The 23,696-nt window shown below is 45.1% G+C and carries 16 protein-coding genes; 9 read left to right on the forward strand and 7 right to left on the reverse strand.

Going from position 1 to position 23,696, the window contains the following annotated elements:
- Positions 1-201 precede the first annotated feature (201 nt).
- Together AACW75_RS09770 and AACW75_RS09775 are read left to right on the forward strand one after the other, a co-directional pair.
- Positions 202-1,035, forward strand: coding sequence for an efflux RND transporter periplasmic adaptor subunit (locus AACW75_RS09770; protein ID WP_145571465.1), 834 nt, complete (start codon positions 202-204; stop codon positions 1,033-1,035).
- 2 nt (positions 1,036-1,037) lie between these two features.
- Complete coding sequence (locus tag AACW75_RS09775) at positions 1,038-4,058, forward strand: efflux RND transporter permease subunit (protein ID WP_145571467.1); 3,021 nt, start codon at positions 1,038-1,040, stop codon at positions 4,056-4,058.
- A gap of 69 nt (positions 4,059-4,127) precedes the next feature.
- Here AACW75_RS09775 and AACW75_RS09780 read toward each other — a convergent pair whose 3' ends face one another.
- A complete protein-coding gene (locus tag AACW75_RS09780; RefSeq protein WP_145571468.1) occupies positions 4,128-6,002 on the reverse strand; it encodes a methyl-accepting chemotaxis protein in 1,875 nt (624 codons plus the stop codon).
- 549 nt (positions 6,003-6,551) lie between these two features.
- Here AACW75_RS09780 and AACW75_RS09785 point away from each other — a divergent pair.
- Positions 6,552-7,988: an amidohydrolase gene (locus AACW75_RS09785; RefSeq protein WP_145571470.1), complete on the forward strand. Its 1,437-nt coding sequence runs from the start codon at positions 6,552-6,554 to the stop codon at positions 7,986-7,988.
- A 189-nt stretch (positions 7,989-8,177) separates the two neighbouring features.
- On the opposite strand, the gene AACW75_RS09790 is transcribed toward AACW75_RS09785, so the two are convergent.
- The 6 genes from AACW75_RS09790 to uraH all read right to left on the reverse strand — a co-directional run bounded on the left by AACW75_RS09790 (position 8,178) and on the right by uraH (position 17,984).
- Positions 8,178-10,574, reverse strand: coding sequence for a hypothetical protein (locus AACW75_RS09790; RefSeq protein ID WP_145571472.1), 2,397 nt, complete (start codon positions 10,572-10,574; stop codon positions 8,178-8,180).
- Between the two features lie 200 nt (positions 10,575-10,774).
- Positions 10,775-12,013, reverse strand: a complete 1,239-nt coding sequence (locus AACW75_RS09795) for an alpha-xenorhabdolysin family binary toxin subunit A (protein ID WP_017086619.1) — start codon at positions 12,011-12,013, stop codon at positions 10,775-10,777.
- Positions 12,014-12,780: 767 nt separating this feature from the next.
- The gene (locus tag AACW75_RS09800; protein WP_004732852.1) at positions 12,781-14,145 is read right to left on the reverse strand and encodes an 8-oxoguanine deaminase; all 1,365 of its coding nucleotides are present in this window, start codon (positions 14,143-14,145) and stop codon (positions 12,781-12,783) included.
- Between the two features lie 226 nt (positions 14,146-14,371).
- Positions 14,372-15,823 (reverse strand): nucleobase:cation symporter-2 family protein, encoded by a 1,452-nt coding sequence (locus AACW75_RS09805; protein WP_145571476.1) that lies wholly within the window; start codon positions 15,821-15,823, stop codon positions 14,372-14,374.
- Positions 15,824-16,040: 217 nt separating this feature from the next.
- Positions 16,041-17,384, reverse strand: coding sequence for an NCS2 family permease (locus tag AACW75_RS09810; RefSeq protein WP_102320845.1), 1,344 nt, complete (start codon positions 17,382-17,384; stop codon positions 16,041-16,043).
- A 246-nt stretch (positions 17,385-17,630) separates the two neighbouring features.
- Positions 17,631-17,984, reverse strand: a complete 354-nt coding sequence (gene uraH, locus AACW75_RS09815; RefSeq protein WP_017083063.1) for a hydroxyisourate hydrolase — start codon at positions 17,982-17,984, stop codon at positions 17,631-17,633.
- Positions 17,985-18,395: 411 nt separating this feature from the next.
- On the opposite strand from uraH, the gene puuE reads away from it, so the two are divergent.
- The 6 genes from puuE to AACW75_RS09845 all read left to right on the forward strand — a co-directional run bounded on the left by puuE (position 18,396) and on the right by AACW75_RS09845 (position 23,677).
- Positions 18,396-19,334: an allantoinase PuuE gene (gene puuE / locus AACW75_RS09820; protein WP_017076962.1), complete on the forward strand. Its 939-nt coding sequence runs from the start codon at positions 18,396-18,398 to the stop codon at positions 19,332-19,334.
- A 22-nt stretch (positions 19,335-19,356) separates the two neighbouring features.
- Positions 19,357-19,872, forward strand: a complete 516-nt coding sequence (gene uraD, locus AACW75_RS09825) for a 2-oxo-4-hydroxy-4-carboxy-5-ureidoimidazoline decarboxylase (RefSeq protein WP_017086622.1) — start codon at positions 19,357-19,359, stop codon at positions 19,870-19,872.
- A gap of 123 nt (positions 19,873-19,995) precedes the next feature.
- Positions 19,996-20,982 carry an allantoicase gene (gene alc, locus AACW75_RS09830; protein ID WP_145571478.1) on the forward strand — a complete coding sequence of 329 codons (987 nt, stop codon included), beginning with the start codon at positions 19,996-19,998 and terminating at the stop codon, positions 20,980-20,982.
- Between the two features lie 14 nt (positions 20,983-20,996).
- Positions 20,997-21,557, forward strand: a complete 561-nt coding sequence (locus tag AACW75_RS09835) for an ureidoglycolate lyase (protein WP_004732859.1) — start codon at positions 20,997-20,999, stop codon at positions 21,555-21,557.
- A 14-nt stretch (positions 21,558-21,571) separates the two neighbouring features.
- Entirely contained in the window at positions 21,572-22,891 is a 1,320-nt protein-coding gene (locus AACW75_RS09840) for a urate hydroxylase PuuD (protein ID WP_145571480.1), read from the forward strand.
- A gap of 348 nt (positions 22,892-23,239) precedes the next feature.
- Positions 23,240-23,677 (forward strand): hypothetical protein, encoded by a 438-nt coding sequence (locus AACW75_RS09845; RefSeq protein ID WP_004732861.1) that lies wholly within the window; start codon positions 23,240-23,242, stop codon positions 23,675-23,677.
- Positions 23,678-23,696: the final 19 nt, after the last annotated feature.

A 23,696-nucleotide genomic window follows, 5' to 3' on the forward strand; every position in this document is an offset into this window, starting at 1 on the left:
CAAAACATCGACTCCCGGCAAACTTCGACTCCAAACAAAAACGTAGCCTATCCAAAATTATGTCGAATTTATGTCTAATTGATAGCGTTAATCAAAAAAATTCAACGTCTTCCGATTATTTTTCAATGTCGAATCGACTTCGACTTTAATTCGACAAAGACAGTTCAACAATAGCTCACATCAATAGGTGAAGGTTGAATTATGAAAACTCAAATTATCGTGCTGGCTGCACTTCTCGGTGTCTCAACGACTCAAGCATCAATAACTCAAGCAACAGAGCTGATCGGTCACGTTCAAGGGTTGAACAAACACAGTGTTGTGGCAGAAGTGCCCGGAGTCGTGGAGATGAATAACCTTGAAGTGGGCGACGCCGTCAACCAAAAACAAGTACTTGCTCAGATTAAAGCCGATGATTTTAAGTTTAGCGTGGATAAGGCTAAGGCCAATCTTACCCTTGCGCAGGCTGATCTAGCATTGCGAAAGGCCACATATAACCGCTATCTAGCCCTTATCGAAAAGAACAGCCTCTCAATGGGTGAGCTAGACACAGCACGTGCTGAATTTTTAAGCGCGAAAGCGTCAGTGTCTGTGGCTCAAATTGACTACCAACAATCTCAAGTTGATCTTGAAAATACTCAGATTGAATCTCTTATTTCGGGTTATATATCCAACAAACCCGCGCAATCGGGAGCTTGGGTAAGCGAGGGGGACTTGCTTTATGAAGTGGTCAATATTGATAAGGTCACTCTGTCATTTATGGCAAGTGAGTATGACCTGAAACACTTCACTGTTGGTCAAGAAGTGGTGGTGTGGTCTGAAACCAACCCTGAGATAAAGATGGAAGCGAGCGTGCAGCGTATTGGCGTTGAGATGCAAAATTTGACCTACCCAGTATTGGTCGAGATTACCAACCAAGGTCATCAGTTTAAGCCGGGCATGTCAGTTTACGCCTCGACGGATCTTTCTATTCAAAGTATGACAACTGCTCAAACAGCATCGAATCAAGCAATATCGGATAACAGTAAAGGGCAGTAGAGATGAACTTTTTAGCATACTTCGCGAATCGTCAGTTTTTGGCTCGTATCATCACCGTTATGGTGTTGTTGACGGGTGCTATGTCGCTAATGCAGCTCAATTTACAAGAGTATCCAGATGTTGCGATGGACACGGCGGAAATTGAAACCAGCTATCCGGGCGCGACAGCTCAAGACATTGAACTGAACATCACTAACCCGATAGAGAAAGAACTTCGTTCTGTGGATGGCATTGCGTACTTTTCGTCTGAATCCTCAGAAGGACGTTCTTTTATCGAGGTCGAATATTTGCCTGGTGAAGATGCGGCTGTGATCTTGAGAGATATACAGCAAGCCGTGGACCGAGTCGGTAATCTGCCGAAAGATATTGACTCGCCCCCGGTTGTGACTCAGCAGAAAACCTCTTCTTTTGATGTTTATCACTTTGGGGTGAGCCTAACTGAGAGCAATACAGACTCAGCGTCGTTACAGCATTATGCGTATCAATTAGAAAAGAAAATTAACAGTCTTGGTGGCGTGGGTTCTATCAAGCTTTCTGGTTTTAATGAGCGAGAGTTTTGGGTTGAAGTTGACCCTGAAAAAGCACGCCGCTATCAAGTTGCTTTCGATGATGTGAGCACCGCGATAGAGCAGCACAACCTGTCTCAATCGGGTGGTTTTGTCGAGTCATGGAGCCAAGAGCAAAAGATTGTCACCATGACGAAAGTAGAGTCGACGGGTGATGTGTCTAACATCGTGATTAAGGCGCTAGATTCGGGTCAAGTTGTCCGTGTGTCGGATGTGGCGACCGTTATTGATACCTTTGCGCGAGCAACCGAAGATCCCGTTCTGAGTGGGAAACCCGCGGTGATTTTCTCAATCACAAACAGTGGCAGTGCGGATGTCATTACCACCATCGACAGCATTAAGGCCTTGTTGGGCAAAGAAAGCGAACGCATTGGCGATCAATTTATTTTCCAGACCAGCCTCGACCTTGGCAAAGACATGGGTGAGAAATTCTCTATCGTGGCCACCAATGGTGCGATAGGTCTGGTGTTAGTTCTGCTGATCTTGAGCATGATCCTGCAACGACGCGTCGCCTTTTGGGTATCGGTTTCTATCCCGTTTTGTGTGTTCGGTGTGATGATTGTTTTGCCGATTATTGGGCTTAATTTAGACAGCATCACATTGGCTGCATTGTTGTTGGTGATCGGTATTATCGTTGATGATTCAGTGATCATTGCTGAGAGTATTTTCCAAGAGAAGGAAGCGGGTAAAAAAGGTGTTGATGCTGCGGTGTCGGGTACGTTAAAGGTGATCAAGCCGTTGATGGCAAGCCTTGTGACAACGGCTTTGGTATTTATCCCAATGATGTTTATTCCGGGCACCATGGGCAAGGCGGTTGCGGTGATTCCAATTACCGTTATTGCTGCGCTCGTGTTCTCATTCATTGAATGTACCTTAACGCTGCCAGCGCATTTATCGTTGGCGAAAGAGAACAACTCAAAGACACAAGAAAAGGATCGATTTGAATGGATAGCGAACCACTACCGTTCGCTGCTCAATCTCGCTCTGAACTACAAGAAGTCAGTGATTGTATTGGCGTTGGTTGGCTTCTCTGTTTCTGGCTTTTTGGTGTCTTCGTTGAAAGTGGATATCTTCCCGACAGAAGCGGGTAAATACATTGAGGTCTACACCGAAGTGAAGGCAGGCACGCCGCTAAGCAAGGTGCGAGACGCCCATAAGTCGATAGAGCAAGCGATTGAATCCCTGCCGGAAACGGAACTGGTTAGCTATGAATTGGTTTACTCATCACCGGTATCGCAGGGCATCATCAACCTAACGAACTTTGACCAGCGCAGCCGTTCTGCAGAGCAGATTATTACGGCGCTTAATGAAGAGTTGAAAGTGGTGTCTGATGGCATGTTCATCAAGTTCTCGATTGATGCTGGTGGTCCTCCTCCCGGCGCCCCTGTTGAGGTACGTGTACTTGGCGGAACCGAGAGTGAACGTAATCAAACCGTGGATTTGGTGATGACTTGGCTAGAAGATTACAAAGGCGTGACCAGCATTAATCACAGTGAGGCACTGAAAGATCCTCAGCTGAATATTGTTCCTCAGTATCACTGGTTGGCGAAATACAACTTAACGGTGAGTGACTTATCGAATGCGCTGCGAGTCGGCTTTGACGGTAATAGCGTGACCTCCACTTGGCTTGGCGATCAAGAAGTCGATATCCGTGTTGTTCTGGACGAGCAATTTCGCGATATCGAGAAATTGAAAACGACTAAAATCTACACGGCAGAAGGGCAACAACTACCGCTCAGCCGACTAGCAACGGTTGAACCGATAGAAATCCCTCGTCTGATTAAGCACTATAACGGAGAGCGTGAAGTGACGGTGTCAGCGGCTTTATCTGACGAGAGTATTAGTTCAGTAGCATTAGCCGATGAGCTAATCACAGAGCTTACAGGTCAATATCCATCGAGCGTGACCATTAGCGTTGGTGGCGAAGCGGAAAGTACCAATGAGACCATGAGTGGCTTTATGGTGGTGTTCCCCGCGGCAATGGTGGCGATCTACTTTGTATTGGCGGTGATGTTCAATTCATTGTTGCAACCGCTGCTGATAATGGCGGTTATCCCGTTTGCGATTATGGCCTCATTAATGGCACTCGTGGTTCACATGCAGCCGATGTCTTTGTTTGGTTTGATTGGTGTTCTAGGCATGACAGGCGTGGTGGTCAACAACTCACTAGTGTTGATTAATCGAATCAACGAGCTAAGAATCGAAGGTTTAGATGCGATAGACGCAGTGATGCAAGCTGCGGTCAGTCGCCTTCGCCCGATTGTGATGACATCACTGACCACGGTTGCTGGCTTGCTTCCTCTGGCTTATGGATTAGGTGGAACAGACGTGTTTATGGGGCCAATGTCGCTAACACTGGGCTATGGTTTGTTGTTCTCTTTGCCAGTTGTGCTCTTGGTGATTCCTGCAATGTATGCGTTGTTCTTTTCAAGAAAGTCGTGGCTGAAACCAGAATAAAGTGAAGATAACTACAAGTAAAAACGCCGATGTATATCGGCGTTTTTACTTAGAGAGAAGGTCTAGCTTTTATAATTTGAAGCGTTCTAGGATTTGTTGTTGTTTATCGATCTCGCTCAATTGCGCATCCATACCACTGCTCATTTCTACAGCTTGCTCTGCGATTTGTTGGCTCAATTGACTGATTTGTTGTGTATTACGATTTATCTCAATAGATACAGAGCTTTGTTCTTCTGCTGCGGCTGCTATTTGATCGTTAAAACCAGAAATATGGGTGATGTTTGCTTGTACAGAACTGAGTGCTTCAGTGGCTTTTTTAGCACAAGAAATAGCGTCTCTTGCATTTGCTTCACTGACGGTTATAGCTTGTGCCATTGAGCTAGTCCCATTCTTTAGCTGGTTTATTTTGGAATGTATCTCTGTTGTTGATTCTTGTGTTTTCAAGGAGAGTAAGCGTACATGGTCAGCGACTACCGCAAAACCTCGACCAGCTTGCCCCGCACGTGCTGATTCAATCGTTGCGTTCAAAGCCAGTAAATTGGTTTGATTAGCAATCTCACTAATAACATCCAAAATACTCGTAATGCTGTTTGTTGCTTCGGTTAGGTTGTCGGATTGAGTGGAGGCATGTTTAATACTGAGCGATAAGCTTTTGATCGTTTGTTCGGTTTGCTGAACAACATCGACACTCTCTACGACATTTTTTTCAGCAAAATTGGCACTCTCTGCAGCATCTTGGGCACTTTTGGCGGTATCGCGAGCAGAAGCCGACATTTGCTCCATGGCGGTCACTAAACTTCTTAACTCTGACATCTGATGATTTACATTGAATCCTGTATCTTGTGTTGTCTTTTGAGTTGTATCTGCTTGGCTTTTCAAGGTTGACGCCACTCTCTTTGAATCCAACATTTGAACCTGCAGGTTTTCAACAAATTGGTTAAAGTTCTCTGCCAATTCAGCAAACTCGAGGTCGTTGTCTGTTTTTAAGCGATGAGTTAGATCCGCTTCGCCAGAAGCGATGTTCTTGATTGCTGAATTTAATTCTTTGATCGGTCGGAACAGGTAACCAATCACCCAATACAAGAGAATAGAAATAACGATGACCGAAATTGAAGCCATTAATATTAGGTGGGAGGTTAGGTCATTAAGGCTAGAGAAAACACGTTCTTCATTTACAAGCGCACCAATATACCAATCTTCTCCTTTCACTTTTTGTAAACTGATCAGATGCAGTGCGTCATTGAGCATAACTTCTTTTACACCCGTTTCGAGTTCTACACCTGGAGCAAACTCGGTTAAAGGCTGACCGTTGTAATCACTGTTAGGGTGAGCAATCGTTGTGCCGTCACCTGTTACCATGAAAAGGTAACCTGAGTCGAATAGGTTGGTTTGATTTACTAGTTGTGCCAGGGGGTTCAATGACACATCAAATACTACATTTCCCAAAAATTGATCATTGGGATCATTGATTGATGAAGAAACAGAAATGATCATATCGCCGGTAGATGAGTCTACATAAGGTTTGGTAACGACTATGTCATTTGATTGGCTCGCTGCGATGTACCAAGGGCGAGAGCGGACATCATAGTTTTCGTCAGGAATCCAACCATCATTCGATATGAGAAGACCATTATTCTCGTAGCCGATACCAACCGCTTGAAAGCTACTTTTCAAAGTCGAGGTCGATATTGCTTTGTACGCAAGGTCATGATTAGTAGCATCAATCATATTCAATGAATGGACTACTGAACCCACTAACTCACGGCTAGCGTTGAGTTGGTATGAAACTGTATAGCCGACGCTTTTGATTAGTTCTTGAACACTACGGTGTATATTTTCTTTAAAAGTATTGCTAGTGGCTTGTTGTTGAATTAAGCCGATACAAGTAATAACCGACAAGAACAGAAGACTGGTAGTGAGTATGATTTTGGATTGGAATTTCATTGAAAAAGTGCTGTATAGAAAGGTTGTTTTCAATGGTACAGGTCAGATGAGTGTATTTCTGTAATAAGCAATATAACCTTATATTCATTGACAGTGATCTTGCTTGTGGGATGAGCAAATTGATTTTAATACAAGTTTATACTTTTCGGGTGATGGGTTTCAGCATGTAATTTATAAGAATTTCAGAGGTCTATCATCCTAATGTTTGGAAAGATTAAGTAACCTATTCACGCAATCTAAAAGAAATCGAGCCATACATTTATGGTCGGAGATTAGAATGAATACTTATGTCGAATTTCACTAAAATTAAATGGCCTGGAACTTGGCTGTGTAGTGTTTGTTTTGTATTTCTGTGACCCGTTGTGCAATAACTCATTTATCTTGAATTCGGTTCGATTAGGTATGCCATTTTATTTAAATGACAGGTTATAGTATCGCGAAAATTGGCGGCACTTACTCTTCTGAAAAGCGAAAAGCGAAAAGCGAAAAGCTGGAAACTTATAGATGAAGCCGCTAACAATATTACACGCACAACATTAAGGTTTAGCAATGACGCTTAAAAGCTTGGCATGCACCATCAGCGCAGTTCTGCTTGCAGGTTGCGGTTCAACAGTCGCGACGCAAACATACAACGCTGATCTGATCATCACCAACGGACAAGTCCTGACTATCAACTCTGAAATGGATGTGATTGATGATGGCGTGGTAGTGGTGAAAGACGACCAGATTATCGCAGTTGGTAACGAGGATTTGATCACTCAATATCACGCCAAAAAGGTGATTGATGCTCAAGATGGAATCGTTATGCCGGGCATGGTGAACGCGCACAACCATTTACCTATGATCGCGTTTCGTGGCTTAGGAGAAGAGGGCATCTCGAACCGCTTGTTCGCTTACTTCTTCCCTCTAGAAGCCGAAAAGCTAAGCCGTGAACTGATTTACAACGCAACCAAGCTTGGCTCTATCGAACTAGCACAAAGCGGTGTAACCACTTATGCCGATATGTATTACCACATGGATGAAATGGCCAAGGCGACCAAAGAAGTTGGCTTGCGCGCCGTGTTGGGCGAAACCGTGATTAAGTTTCCAGTGGTCGATGCTAAAGAACCTTACGGTGGGATTGAGTATGCCAAAGGCTTTATTGAGCAGTACAAAAACGACGAGTTAATCACACCTGCTTATGCACCACACGCGGTGTACACCGTGAGTAAAGATAAGCTGCAAGAAATCAACAAGCTGTCTGCTCAATACGATGTGCCAGTGCTGATTCACGTTGCTGAATTCCCGAATGAAGAAAAGCGCATCAAAGACGAAACCAAAGCGACATCGCCAGTTGAATACATGGATGAAATCGGTGTGCTTGATGAGCGTGTAGTGATTGCTCACGGCATCCACCTTTCAGAAAATGACCAAAAGCTTCTCAAGCAAGCTGACGCGGGTATCTCATACAACCCAATGGCGAACGCCAAAGGGGCGACAGGCATTGCGCCTGCTTGGGAGATGTATCGTGCCGATATGCGCATTGGCTTAGGAACCGACGGGCCAATGAGCTCCAATCAAGTCGATATCATGCGTACTCTAAGTTACGCAGCTAACATGCAGCGCTTAAAGCATTCAGACCGCACCATTATGATCCCTGAGCAAGTGATTGAAATGGCAACATTAGGTGGTGCAAAAGCCCTACACATGGAAGACCAAATTGGTTCTCTGGAAGTGGGTAAAAAAGCGGACATCGTGATTGTAGAAACACAATCAGCGAACATGATGCCAAGTTACGACCCATACGCGACATTGGTTTACCAAGCGAACCCAAGCAACATCGACACCACTATCGTTAACGGCCAAATCGTGATGGAAAACCGCGTAATGCAAACCGTTCAACTGGATGATATCCGCCAAAGCGTCGATGAGTTTGAAGCTGACATTACTGAGTTTGCCAAAGAACTTTCTAAGAAGGCGATTAAGTCTAAGAGCTTGATGGATTAGGCCGTGAATCGGATTCTAAAAATCGAATAGAAGTAACAAGGCCGACATCATGTCGGCCTTTTTTGTTACGAACTCTTTCCAGAACCTTACTCCTTGAACCTCAGTTCTTTGGATGACAGCAACACTTGGTTAATTGAGGTTGCACTTGGTTAGTTAGAGAAGATCTTGATTAATTAAAGCAGCACTTAGCTAATTAGAGCAACTGTTGCCGTTAGGAATACCGCTACCTAAGAACTCGACGCGAATCTGTTCGATATCTTTCAGGTACTGGTTGTTCGCTTGCTCGGTTTTATCAAAGTTGTTAAGCGTGACATTCCATGAAGTGAATGGGGTGGGCTGGAAGTACGCGTATTCGAACTTATTCGCTACGGCGCCATCGGTAATGATGCTGATGTCGTTGGTGGTTGGATCATCAAGGCGGTAGTAGAACGCGCGTGACACGGGGTTAGAGCTGAACTGGTAATCTTGATTTTCGTATCGATCGGCATAGTTGCCTGAACTGGAGACTCGCAGGTTGAATTGCTTGCCATAAGGTAAGTTTTCACCCTCTAAGAACACTCGTACCGTGGATAGCCTAACGCGGTCAAACGAACAGAGTTGGACTTGCTCTAATGGAATAGAGAAGTTGAGCTGTCCGGTTGTTGCAAAGCTTTCGAGTTGTTCTGGGCTGGAAATGGTGTAGTTATCGATGGTGAAATCTTGTGGCGCGGGTTGGAAAGAAGACAGAGCATTCACATACTCACTTTCGATGGACGCCAAATCAAATTGGTAGTCCAAGTAGCTTTTGTTGAGAGAAGGCGTGATCTCGCTTGGCTTCAATGCCCAATATTCGTATGCCTGAACATAGTTAGATAAAGCAACGTACATCGGACGTTTGAAGTGCATCAATACTCTCGACAGTTCACGTTCAATCGAATCGAAGTTGTCGGTGTCTACTTGATAACCCCCAATTGCATCATTCAGTCTTTGCTGTTGATTGATGGTTACGTTATTGGTTAACAACAAGTCGACCAACTTTGCTTGTTCCTGAGCAAAGTTAAGCTGGGTGATGTTAATTGCCTTACCCAGAAGCACCTGTTTCTCAAGCTCAAGTAAGTACTGTCTCGTCCCTTTAATGCCTAAGCTATCGGCATATCTTAAGTTGCTGCGGATCTCGGTGATCATCAGATCCCACGCTAGATTGCTTTCATTGATGGTTGGGATATTGAAGTTAAAGCCATCCATCGCTTCCGATATCTTCTGGAACTTGATAGTTGATTTAATATCCGCGGTGAGCTGAGAGATACCAGAAATCGTTTTGGTGACGCTATCAATAATGCCCGTGACAGACTTGATATTGGTGACGAGGTTTTTCGCTTTTTCTAATGCTTCTGGGGTTTTAGCCAATTGCTCGGTTAGGTCATTGACCCCTGAAAGGTTGCCTGTGAACACGCCACTCACTGCACTGCCAATCTCGGCTATTGCTTTGAAAATCGCCAAAGCTGCGTTGAGTTGCTGCTGGGTTTTCCAATTCTCTACGCCAACTAGATAAGTCGTTCTTGCATCGAGAGTCACTAACTCCTGAGCTTTGTATTGGCTATCTACTTCGGTCAGGCTATCGCCTATCTTGTCTATGTTGGACTGGGTTTGTGTGATGATTGAAGTTTGTGCTCTAAGAACGTCTTCGATGTTAGCGAGTGCCAATTTAGCCGCTTCAATCTTGTCTTCAATGACGGTGTTTCTATCTTGAATAATGTTCCATTGAGCTTGATACGCGACCATCGCTTTCAGATACGCTTCGTATTTATCTTGGTACAACACCTTATCGAGATAAGGCACATAGTGGCTCTCTTTGGTGCTGAAGCTAATGAATTGTTTGAACGCGACGGTTTGCAAGTAAAGGTCTGAAAGGATTGGATCGTCTTCCACCACTGAACCTGAGTAACGTAAGCTCTGTTCAACCCAGTTGATGAGGTCGAGGCTAAGTTCTGGGTTGGTATCGTATAAGCTGGCAGCCATATCAAAAGAACGATTAACAATGTCTGTAAAAGGCTCAGAAGCCAATTTCATTTGCCCAGTGATGTTCGAGTCAATGGTGGTTCTTCGGTAGTGCTCTCCTGCTAATACTACAGATTCACCATCGCCCGTTTTTCCTGTTAGGGCATCTCGTGTAATGCTGCCATCGCTTTGGAAAGCGAGCACATTAATCGGTGTCTCTATCTCGCCCGCAATCACAGAAATTGAGGCAGCAGAGCCTTGTTGTCCGAGCACAAATGTCGGCGTGCCTTGACCAACGATTTTGCGTGCAAAAATCAGGATATTTTGGTTATTTACGAGCAAGTTGAAGTTCTCTGGAACCTCAATCGTATCTGCAAAAATGACAACTTTTGAAGGCTTAGTGACATAGAGGTTTTGCTCTGCAATCCAGTCACTTAGGTTGATGTGTAAATCGGATGTTGAACGCGATAGGACGCCAACATCGGAATAGGCAGATTGAACCCAGGTTGGGTATTCGGTTGAATTGGGTAAATTGTTCAGTTCAAGCCAGTCGCTAGAAAAAGCCTGTGGAGAAAATGAAAGAGAAATAATAATAGGTAGAAGTCTCATATTTATGTCCTGTCGAAATTAGTAGTCACCAAATTTTGGGTAGCAGAAGCCGCCACCTTAATTTGCTTAAGGTGCGGCTTCTTATTCGGAAGGTAATTTGGCTATCTTGTTATATTTTTAGCAGTTTCGTTGCTGTGTATAGCGTTTCTGTATATAGCGTCGATTTTATCTGTCGCGCTACTTTTCGATAGGTATAGGGACTAATCCATTTTTTGGATATATGCATTGTTTGCGAACGCTTTTGCTTTCTCACTAATATTACTCCAGTTACTTTCTGCAACTGTTGTATTCGCAAGAGCGCCTATCGCACCAAGCATGGTATCGTCTCTCATGATATCGGCATTATCTTGAGCTTGTTCTAGTGCAACGAGCAGTGAGGTGAAGTCGGCATTCATTTTCTGCCAATTCAGTTTCAGCTTATTAATATGTGGAATCGCATTTTCAATTTGCTGAGAAATCATCTCGATGCTCTCCGAAGAGCGATGATAAGAGTTATATATCTTTTGCGTGTAAGTTAACTGCTCTTGAAGCTCTTTTACTTCGTTTTGTAATTCGTTGCGAAGTTTGCGTGCTTTTTCTGCTTTATCGCCGTAGACGCCCATAATTGGCCCTGCAACCAGAGGGAACCAAGCATAAGTCACTGCGGTAGAGGCGACCGTAACGTAGTGAGTGTAATCTTTGTTGAGTTGAGTGATACGTGCATTGATGTCATTCACTCGTTGCTGAAGCGCACTGCCATCATCGCTTAGATAACCGTTATGGGTACCTTCCAACACATCTAGCTGCAATTTTTGCGTGTCCAGTGTGGCTGAAAATTCCAATAGACTTCCGCCAACGTCAGACACTTCTTGTTGGTATTTCATGGAAAAGTTCTGCAGGCTTTTTAGGTAAGCAATCGCCATTTTTCTGTTGCGTTCTACTGCTTCTATATCTTCCGGCAGTGGCGAGAATGCTTTGGCCAACATTTCATTCAAAGCATCGCTCAAAGGGGTGAGCATGTAGTCTTTAATTTGTGCGTAATTGGCCAAGCTTAATGAAAGGCCTACGATGCTTGGGTAAAGGTCTTTTTTCCAATAAAAGGCAGTATCGTGAATGTTTGAGTATTGCTCGACCAGTGCTTGAAAATTAGAGAAAGGAATGTCGTTAGGAATACTTAAAGTCGACTTCATACTGGCTTCTGTCACAGGCAGTGCTAAAGCACCTTCGACATAGGCTTGGATCTGATACCACTCTTGCTGTTTGAGAATAAAGTTGTCGGTATCTAAATCAATAAAGACGCCATTCTCACCGATTATCGTATCGTAGGTGACTTGAGGTATGTTTTGTTCAGCTGACGCTTGGTTAACTTGAACTGGCGCTGCTTGAGAAGTGAAAGCAAAAGAAGAAAGTAGCCCAATTGAAATCGAAGATAGTACGAGTGTTTTAGTGATTTTTTTCATCGTTTAGCCCTGTTAGATTTGTTATTAGCTTTTTACAAAGACAATAATCCCCCTACCATTCGATGGCATTTTTAAATATTTATGAAGGGTTATTGAATAGTTTTATATTGTTATTCTTATAATTATTTTTTTGTTTTTAAAATTGACTCCTTTAATGTGTTTTTTGTTTTTATAAGATTTGGTCAATCTATAGTAGATTTATAATGAAAAGTTCTATTTAGATCACACATTTGAATTCATATTGATTGATTGTTGATCTATTGAATTTAATGATATTTAAGTTACTACTCTTGTGTCTTTTGTCAGGCTAGGTATAGAAAGGCCTCGAGAGGTTTTTATTCTATTCATAAATGCGATAAGTGATAAAAGTATAATTACCCTCATAATTTCCATTATTACTAAATCTATTGATTAATTTGATGAATATATAAATAGAACGAGCGTTTTAAATTTGATCTGTGCCAGATAATGTTCAAGTTTTATATTGAGGAAAGTTTCTGTTAGTGGCTTTTTATTAGCGAGTGTTTTATTAGTGGAAATTATATTAGATGAAGTTAAATTAGATTATCTTTAATTAATAACATTGTTTTGGATTTATTAAGGCTGGAATTATTTAAGGAAATAGATGGATACGTAGGTTGAGAGGACATCATGTTCATGGGGTTTTAGAATGTTTGCGATATTTTCGAATCTTTAGGGTGTTCTGGGTGTTTGCCCATCAAAACCACTCACTTCTGCTTGCAGTGTTTGATGGGCAAGTGTCTTAGTTAGTTGTTATTCATCGCCAACTTACCAAGCTTCATTGCGGCAGCGTGGTGGCGGTGCATCAGTCGCTCCATGTCTACGCCAATCACGGCACCATCGTTAACTCGCCATTTTCCGGCTACCATCACTTTATCCGCTTGTTGAGCACCACAAAGTAGTAATGCAGCCAGTGGATCGTGGCTACCAGAGAAACGAATATCATCGAGTTTGAACATCGCGATGTCGGCTTGTTTACCAACCTCTAGCGTACCGATATCCGTTCTACCCATTGCGCGTGCTGAGCCTGACGTTGCCCAGCGCAGTGCGTCGAAGTGTGAAACATTGGCAGAGCCATATTGCAGGCGCTGTAGATACATCGCCATGCGTACTTCGGCAATCATATTTGAGCCGTCATTAGAGGCCGAACCATCAACGCCTAGCCCGACTTTAACGCCAGCGGCTTCAAGGTCGTTGTTCTTACAAATACCGGAAGCCAGCATCATGTTGGACGTCGGGCAGTGGCTGATGCCAATGCCTGCTTTGCCCAAGCGCTTGATCTCTTCTGGGTTGAAGTGAATTCCGTGTGCAAGCCAAGTACGTTCGTTGAGCCAGCCGACATCCTCTAGGTAATCGACAGGGCGTAGACCGAACTTCTCGATACAGAAGTCCTCTTCATCGAGCGTTTCGCATAGGTGAGTGTGCATCATCACGTTCTCACGCTCACTGATCTTGGCGGTCTCTTTCATCAGGTCGGTGGTGACTGAGAACGGCGAACAAGGCGCGAGTGCGATTTGAATCATCGCGCCTTCATCACGCTGGTGGTAATCGCGAATCAAGCGTTGGCTGTCATCTATAATGGTTTGTTCGGTTTGAATGGTGTGTCGTGGAGGTAACCCACCTTCATCTTCCCCTAGGCTCATGGAGCCGCGCGTAAATATCGCTCTCACGCCAAGCTTCTCTGCCGCCTCGACTTGTAAATCGATGGCGTTCTCTAGCCCGTTTGGCAGCAAGTAATGATGGTCTGACGCTGTGGTGCAGCCCGACATCATTAACTCAACCAGCGCCAGCTCTGTGGCAAGGCTCATCATCTCTGAGTCGAGATTGGCCCAAACTGGATAGAGGCTTTGTAGCCAATGGAAGAGCTCTTTATTCAGTGCGCCGGGGTAGGCACGCGTTAGGGTTTGATAGAAGTGGTGGTGCGCATTGATAAGCCCTGGTGTTACAACATGACGAGAGGCGTCGACGCTGTAATCTACGGGTAAGGTCGGTTCTTTGTGTTTGCCAACCAACTCAATGATTGTATTACCTTTAATGACAATACCGCCTTCTGCATCAGCTAGTGAGCCAGTGTAGATTGCGAGAGGATTCTTAATCCAGATGGTTTCCATTCATAGTAGTCCTTAGCCATCTCAGCCTTTTCAGGGAAGAGGGTCTTTGTTGGTATTTGCTGTTGATAGATAAATTCGAATCAGGGGCGTTAAAACGTTCAATGTTCTAATCATTCCCTGATTCTGTGAAAATCGGCTTACGTTAGTCAGTGAACCAGTTAGTTCTAGACTCAGTTAATTTGAGACTTAGTTAGTTCCAGACTTAATTAGTTCGAGAGTTAGCTAGTTAGTTCACTTTGGGCTCAGGGTTTTCTGATGCCGCTTGAACATCTGCTTCTGTACTTGCTTGCTGAATCTCTAATTGCTCGTCTGAGTGTCGTTCTTCTTCAGCTTGCTCTTTCATCTCTAGCTCAACTTGCGCTTGGCTTTCGGCCAGTGCTTCTTGCTCTTCTGCTCGTGAAGACTTTGGTAAAACAAGGTTCAATAGCACCGTCATGATAGTACCGGTAGTGATGCCAGAGTGAAGAAAGTTCGCAAGGTCATGCGGCAAGTGTTGCAGCAATCTTGGTTCGAAAGTGACGGCTAAGCCAGACGCCAAACCAACACAGATTACCAAGGCATTTCGCTTGGTGTCTGCGGCCTTGATCAACATGCGGATACCCGCGTAGGCAATCATTCCGAACATCACAAAACCCACACCACCTAGAACAGGTTTCGGAATCGTGACGGCAATAGCGGCTAATTTCGGGAATAAGCCACCTAAAATTAGCAAACCACCGGTTGCAGCCACAACATAGCGACTTGCTACACCTGTGATACCTACAATGCCGACGTTTTGACTGAACGATGCCAGTGGCATTGCCGTTAAAATCGAAGATAAGGTACTACCAAGTCCATCGCCCAGCAGCCCACGTTTTAAGTCTTTACCGCTGACTTGGGTTTGGCAGTTGTTGCCTAATGCCATGAAATCACCCGTAGCTTCGGCGATAACCACTATGTACACCAAGCTCATACTGATGATGGCACTCGCAGAAAAGGTAAAGCCATATTTGAAGGGCTCAGGTCCGCCAACCCAAGCGGCAGAGCTGATTTGCTCAAGGTCGACCATGCCGAGCGATAGCGCCACAATGTAGCCGCCCGCTAAACCAATCACGATGGCCGAAGCGGCAACCGCGCCTTTACAGTAAACCGATACGCCAACCACAATCCCCAAAGAGATCAGTGCTAGAAACAGCTTTGGCAGCGTGGCGAATTGTTCTGTGTTGGCAGGAGAGTCTCCGACCCAGTTCATGGCAACCGGTAAAATGGTTAAGCCGATTAAGGTAACCACTACACCACTTACCACGGTTGGGAACAGTTTCCGAACCTTGTCCATATAGAAGCTGGCACCAATCACCACGAACGAGCCGATAAGCGCTGAGCCCATGATCGCGGCGACGCCACCTTCGTTACCGATTGAAATGGCGACGCCCAAAAAGGCAAAGCTCGAACCCATCACCACAGGTAGTCGAATGCCGACAGGGCCAAAGCCGAGACATTGAGCGACGGTTACAATACCTGACGCCAGCAGCGCAGCATTGATCAGCGAAACGATCTCGGTGTTAGGTAGGCCGATAGAAGCGCCAACAATAAGGGGGACAGCAACAATGCCACCAATCGAAGCGAGCATGTGCTGTAATGCGAGTAGGAAGGTTAAGCCGTGAGGCGGTCTTTCATTTAGGGTGTACAGAAGTTTCATTTGATATTCCTCTGCCTGTGTTTCCGTTTACAGGCGATTGGCGGTCAAATAATGACTTCTACAAACTGCGTAGGGTCATAAAAAAGGTGCACTAACCGAGCGGATATTTGTGTGTTCCGCTGATTAGCACAATTAGCTTTTTCTTAAAAATGTTGTTCTAGCATGTGTCTTGATAGCTCGGCCTGCGAACAAGCCAAGCGATAGTTACGTTGGGTGATTAACCGATGAACACGAGCTTCGCGACAAAAATAGCCGCTAAGAAGTACATTGAAATAGAGACGTCTTTTGTTTTACCTGTCGCCAGTTTCAGCACTGTGTAGGTAATGAAACCCAGTGCGATACCATTCGCGATAGAGAAGGTCAGAGGCATCATTAACGCTGTAATGGCTGCGGGAGCACCGTTGGTGAAGTCTTTCCAATCCACGTGCTGCATGCTGCTCATCATCACGAATGCCACATAAATCAGAGCGCCAGAGGTTGCGTAAGCGGGGATCATGCCAGCAAGTGGAGATAGGAAAATTGCCGCTAAGAACAACACACCAACCACAATTGCAGATAGGCCTGTTCGTGCGCCTGCTGCAACGCCCGCTGCACTTTCTACGTAACTGGTTACTGGCGGACAACCCACACACGCACCGGCCACACTTGAGATACTGTCGGCTTTAAGCGCTTTGCTTAGGCCTTCAATTTTTCCTGTTTCAGGGTTAGTTAGGTTTGCACGCTCGGCCACGCCCATCAAAGTACCCGCGGTATCGAACATGTTTACAAAAAGGAAAGCCAAGATAACGCTGATCATCGAAACATCGAGTGCGCCCATAATGTCCATTTTTAGGAACGTAGGCGCTAAGCTTGGTGGAGCCGCGAAGAAGCCGTTGTAATGCACTAAGCCAAGCATCATACCGACTAGCGTTACACTCAAAATACCGATCAGCACTGCACCAAATACTTTACGCTCACTGAGTACCGCGATAATAAGGAACGCGATAGCAGCCAGTAGCGCTTCCGGTTTGGTGAAGTCACCTAGAGAAACCAAAGTCGCTGGGTTTTCGACGACGATACCTGCTGTTTTAAGGCCAATTAGACCTAAGAACAAACCAACACCCGCTGTCATGGCATAACGTAGACTCACTGGGATACTTTCAATGATCCATTGGCGGACTTTGTAGAAGCTCATCCCGACGAACAAGATACCGGAGATAAACACCGCACCCAGTGCCACTTCCCAGCTGTAGCCCATTTCGCTTACTACCGTGAACGAGAAGAAAGCATTTAAGCCCATGCCCGGCGCAAGGCCGACAGGCCAGTTCGCAAATAACCCCATTAACAAACAACCGATAGCTGCACCAATACAGGTTGCGACGAATACCGCTCCTGCATCCATACCCGATGCGGCCATAATTTGTGGGTTAACGAAGATAATGTAAGCCATGGTTGCGAAGGTGGTGACACCGCCGACCAACTCATTTTTCACACTGCTTCCGTGGGCCTTAATTTTAAAGAGCTTCTCTAAAATTCCGTTATTCGCATCTTGGTTGAGTATTTCTGTTTTACTCTCACTCATGTCAGCAAGTCCTTTTATGTTGTGATCCATTTATTGAATACAGCGAGATTTCAATATTAAGTTTTAAGGTTTTTTCCTAGCCGCTATTTCTTTAGCTACCAGTTGATTAGTCATCAACTCTCTAACTAATAACGTTATTAGTATTTTTATATGAGCGTGTTTAATGAGCGCGCATCATTTTAGATGCACGCACTAATCTGCTTAATATTTTTCGGTGAGCCTAGTTAGAAGTTCTAGGTCACGAGACTAACTGCCCCGATAGGTTGAGAAACTGTAAGGCGAGACGAGAAGAGGAACGTGATAATGCGCTTCTGGATCATCTAGACCAAAGCGAATAACAACATCGTCTAGGAAAGGCACGCCATCCAATTCCACGCCTTTACTTCTGTAGTAATCGGCTACGTAAAACACCAATTGATATTTCCCCGGTCGGAAATCATTCCCTGCCAGAATCGGCGCATCGGTTCGGCCATCGGAGTTAGTGATTACCGTCGCCAGCTTTTCTGTTGAGTCTTCATTGACCTTATAAAGCTCTACCTTGATCTCTGCACCCGGTAAGCCGTGAGTTGTGTCTAATACGTGTGTTGTTAATCTTCCCATAGTCCTTTAATAGCGCTTTTGGCGCTCCTCTGTTCCGTGGTTTATCTGTCTGTTTCGACCTTGCAAAGAATGCAACTGGTCACTTTGTTATCACTAACTATGTACGAACTGTACACAATTAGTAAAGCTAATTGTTGGAAAAATGTTAACTATTGTGTCGTTTTTTCTGACTTTATAGATCTTGATTATCGTTTTTTGGTGAGCTTTTACTTTATTAAGCTGTTGTTTTTAAATGGTAATGGTGCGTAAATTTAACTTGAATAACAAAATCTTTACATTGAGATAAATAATTGTATACAATAAATGTACAGGGGTAAGGTTGCTCTGTTTATCGAGAATCCATTTGGTTGAATCATTTGGCGACTCACTTAAAGAGCGGCTAAGCCAACCACTTATGTTAGGAGTACTTGGATGAATAAGGATTATTCAAGAAATTTGATCGGTTACGGAGCTAACCCTCCAAACCCTCAATGGCCAGGTAATGCGCGCGTCGCGGTTTCTTTTGTATTGAACTATGAAGAGGGCGGTGAGCGTTGTTTGTTACATGGAGACGACGAGTCTGAAGCTTTTCTTTCAGAGATCCCGTCAGCACAGCCGATCAAAGGCGAACGTCACATGAGCATGGAATCCATCTATGAATATGGTAGCCGTGCGGGTGTATGGCGTGTTCTTCGCTTGTTCGATGAATATGAAATCCCACTGACCGTCTTTGCGGTTGCAATGGCGATTGAGCGTCACCCAGAAGTAGCCAAAGCCATGGTCGAAGCGGGGCACGAAATCTGTAGCCACGGTTATCGCTGGATAGACTATCAATACATTGATGAGTCTGAAGAGCGCGACCACATGACCAAAGCGATTGAGATCATCCAACAAGTGACGGGTCAACGCCCACAAGGTTGGTACACAGGTCGAACTGGGCCAAATACGCGTCGCTTGGTTGCAGAAGAGGGCGGTTTTCTTTACGACTCAGATGCCTATGATGATGACCTGCCTTATTGGCACACCGAGACTGGTCATCCGCAATTGGTGATCCCTTATACACTCGATGTGAACGACATGCGTTTTTCAACAGCGCAAGGCTTTAACTCTGGTGAGCAGTTCTTCCAATATCTGAAAGACACGTTTGACACCCTTTATATGGAAGGCGAAACCGCACCGAAAATGATGTCGGTTGGGTTGCATTGTCGTCTGATTGGTCGCCCCGGTCGTATTGCTGCATTAAGACGTTTCTTAGATTACGTAAAACAGCACGACAGCGTGTGGTTATGTCGTCGAATCGATATCGCCAACCACTGGCACCAACATCATCCATATCAACCAAATAACGCTAATCATCAACAGCAAAAGTAGCAGTGAAGCAAGGAGGCTTAACGTGACTGAATTTCGATCATGCCAACCAACAACCATGGACCGCGATACCTTTGTCGCTCACTTCGCTGATGTCTACGAACACAGCCCATGGGTTGCAGAAGTGGTGTATGACCAAGGTTTGAATGCCGAAGACGACCATATCGAGAATCTTCATCTGAAAATGGCATCGACCTTGTTAGGTGCAGACCAAGGCAAACAGTTGGCTTTGATCAACGCTCACCCGGATTTAGCCGGTCGAGCAGCAGTAAACGGCGAGCTCACCGAGTCGTCGACCAAAGAACAAGCGGGGGCGGGCATCGACCAGTGCAACGCCGAAGAATTTGAAAAATTCACTTCTTACAACAACAGCTACAAAAGTCGCTTCAATTTCCCTTTTATCATGGCGGTGAAGGGAGCCAATCGTTACCAAATTCTTGAGTCGTTCGAGATGCGATTAGGAAATGATAGTGAAACTGAGTTTGCTACGGCGATTCAAGAGATCAACAAGATCGCGATGTTTCGTCTCTGGGATATGTAAGTTAACGGAGTTAACAGCTATCTCAGCCCAGTCTTAGTGCGCTAAGAGCACGCTTTATAAGCGAATAAGCCACTAAGTTCTCATTTTATTATTACTTGATTAATTGGATAGGATTACACGGACATGACCCAAACATTTGAACAATACATAAACCTTGCAGACGAAAAACTCGGCGCAGAAGCTACCTTCGCAACAGACGATTTTTTTGCAGATAAAAGCCGTCTTCTCAGCCACGCAGCGCCAGAGTGGAAAGACGACTTATACGACGATAACGGCAAGTGGATGGACGGTTGGGAAAGCAGACGTAAACGTGGTGAAGGTTACGACTACTGTGTCGTTCGCCTTGGCCTAGCTGGCACCATTGCTGGCGTTGATATTGATACCTCATTCTTCACAGGTAACTTCCCACCTTCGGCATCAATTGACGCGTGTTATTCACCACAAGGTGAGCCAACAGACGCAACAGAGTGGCAAGAAATTCTGCCTTCAATGGCATTGCAGGGTGATCATCATCATCTTGAAGCAATCGAAAGTGACCAAGTATTTACGCACCTACGTTTGAACATCTACCCAGATGGCGGTGTCGCACGCTTACGTGTTTATGGTCGACCAAGTGTCGATTGGGAAGCAATAGATTCTCAGCAACAAGTTGACCTAGCATCGGTTGAACATGGTGGCCGAGCACTCGCATGTAGTGACGAACACTACGGAAACAAAGCCAACATCTTAGGCCCAGGCCGCGGTGAAAACATGGGTGACGGTTGGGAAACAGCGCGTCGTCGTACACCGGGTAACGACTGGGTTATCGTGGCACTAGGCCACCCAGGTAACATCGAACGCATCGTTGTTGATACGGCTCATTTCAAAGGTAACTACCCTGACAGATGCTCAATTCAAGCGGCTTACGTGAAAGGCGGTACCGACGACCAAGTAGAAACACAAAGCCTATTCTGGCGTGAACTGTTGCCTGCACAAAAGCTGCAAGCGCACGAGATTCACGAATTCATTTCTGAGGTAAACGACCTTGGTGCGATTACCCACGTACGTGCAAACATATTCCCAGATGGTGGTATCAGCCGTTTGCGTCTGTTTGGTACGAAAGCGAAATAGGTAAGGAAATGAGTATGAGTAATGGAATACGTCGTTTATCCATCGAACCGTTAACCAAGCAGGCTTTTGCAGAGTTTGGCGATGTTATCGAGTCCGATAATAGTGATTTCTTCATGATCAACAGTGGATCAACACGTCGCTACCACAAGCTAGCGACAACGGATGTGCAAGACCAAGACGGAGAAGCCATCATCAGCATCTTCCAAGCCACACCGTTGAGCTACCCACTGACCATCAAAATGTTAGAGCGTCATCCACTTGGTTCTCAGGCATTTATTCCATTACTTGGTCAACCCTATTTAATTGTTGTTGCGCCAAAAGGCGACGATCCAACATTAGCCAATAGCCGAGCTTTCTTGAGCAACGGTCGTCAAGGAGTGAACTATCACAAAGGGGTGTGGCATCACCCAGTTCTCGCCCTCACCGATCAAGATCAGTTCTTGATCGTCGATAGAGGCGGCGAAGGGCATAACTGTGACGAAGTTTATTTCGACAGCGACCGAGTGGCATTGCATTTGGACGATCTGCCAACGGACGACAATAAGGAAGAGCAACGCTTAGCTAAAGCGTTGTGATACAGGAGTTTATTATGGATCCGCATATTACAGAGTGGTTGAACTTAGCAATACGCTGGGCTCACATGATTGTTGGTGTTGCGTGGATAGGCGCATCATTTTACTTTGTTTGGTTAGAGAATAACCTTAACCGAGTTAACCCTAAAACGGGCCTTTCAGGCGACTTATGGGCAATTCACGGCGGTGGTATTTATCACCTAGAGAAGTACAAACTTGCGCCACCAGAGATGCCAGAGCACCTGCACTGGTTCAAATGGGAAGCTTACTTCACGTGGATCACCGGTGTGTGTCTACTGGGTGTGGTTTACTACCTAAACGCTGAGATTTACCTGATTGCACCGGGCTCAGGCCTTGATTCAACAACGGCAATCGCGATTGGTATTGGTTCATTCGTTGCCGGTTGGTTTATCTACGATCTACTGTGTGACTCACCATTAGGCAAGACCCCCGTGTTGCTTGGCGTTGTGCTGTTTGTGCTGCTTGTTGCTGCGACATATGGCCTAACCCAAGTGTTCAGTGGCCGTGGTGCTTACATTCATGTTGGTGCAATTATTGGTACCATCATGGTGGGTAACGTATTCCGCGTTATCATGCCTGCACAGCGCAACCTGGTGAAAGCGATTGAAGAGAAGCGCGAACCGGATCCGGCACTGCCAGCGAAAGGTCTACTGCGTTCTCGTCACAATAACTACATGACACTGCCAGTGCTGTTCATCATGATCAGTAACCACTTCCCAAGCACTTATGGCTCGGAATACAACTGGCTGATCCTTGCTGGCCTAGCGATCTTCAGTATCTTGGTGCGTCACTACTTCAACACCCGTCATGGTAGTCAGAAGTTTGCATGGACAGTGCCAGTAGCGGCATTGGGTATGATCACGCTTGCGTTTGTGACTTCACCTTACGCGAAAAAGCAGATGACTCCGGTTGTGCAAGCGCCAGTGGTTCAAGAAGTGCAAGTAAGCGCGACTGAATCAGCGACAAAAGAGCTTGCTGAAAACGGTACTGCTTCAACTACGACTAGTTCTCAGGCAGCACCTGCAGACCACGCAATGCAAACTGCTAGCGCAGGCGTCAGCTTTGAAACCATCAACAAAGTCATTCAAGAGCGCTGTTCTGTGTGTCACTCATCAACCCCGAGCCACGCCGCTTTTGCTGCTGCGCCAGGTGGTGTGATGTTTGATACCCCAGAAGAGATTAAAGCTAATGTACCAAGGATTGTTGCTCAAACCGTAACAACCAAGGTGATGCCGCTCGGCAACATGACTCAAATGACCGACGCAGAGCGCGCACTCATCGGCACTTGGGTAGAGCAAGGCGCTACGCTTCAATAATGATGTGAATCCTTTACCTAAGAGCATGAGTCTTAGGTGAGGCTTGGGGAGAGTTTGGTTTCGGGCACGCGCCAAACTCATCCCACCCTGTTTCCCCGGTTCCTATAACCGGGGCTTTTTGTTTTTGGGACAAAGGGAATGCAGATTTATCATTCAGTTGGTGACTCTAGGTGCATATGTGGTTTAGAGTTCGAAGAATTGGGTTTTATTAAGTATTTTGGTGTAATCAAATCTTAATGTTACCTATGCTAACAATTTTACTTGATTATTCTTATTAAAGTTAAAGCTGTATTGAAATATCAAGTGTGCATCCACCTAAACTTGACCTAGGCATATAGGAAACCATTAATGAGTAACGTTATTCCATTTAGAAAGAAACCAACTTCAACTCAACACCCGAAAACAACGATTAAGATGAGCGATTGCCATTTTGAAGAAAATGGTATCGGTATGCTTTTAGGAGAAGGTGTAGAAGTTGAAATGGATACAACTACTTTCCTTAACAATGGCATGGGGATTGTTGCTGGCTCAACCGATGAAAAATTTCTTCAAGCGTTGTCTGAATCAAAACCTCAAGAAAGGCTAGGGTTTGCGAATGAACTAAATCAATTCGCTAGCATTCCAGATAAAGAACTACGTACACAAGAAATAGAGAAGTCTTCTATTTCCAGGAAATTATCTTCAATAGCCAATATTGCGACTGTCACAACTTGGCTTAATGAAGTTATTGAGGGCGTATCAAGCGTAGATTTTGAAGCGTTATTAAATACGATTATGGGTAGCTAGCGAGATAAAAACAGCTGAA

The sequence above is a fragment of the Vibrio sp. L3-7 genome, from assembly GCF_963898195.1.
GTDB lineage: Bacteria > Pseudomonadota > Gammaproteobacteria > Enterobacterales > Vibrionaceae > Vibrio > Vibrio echinoideorum.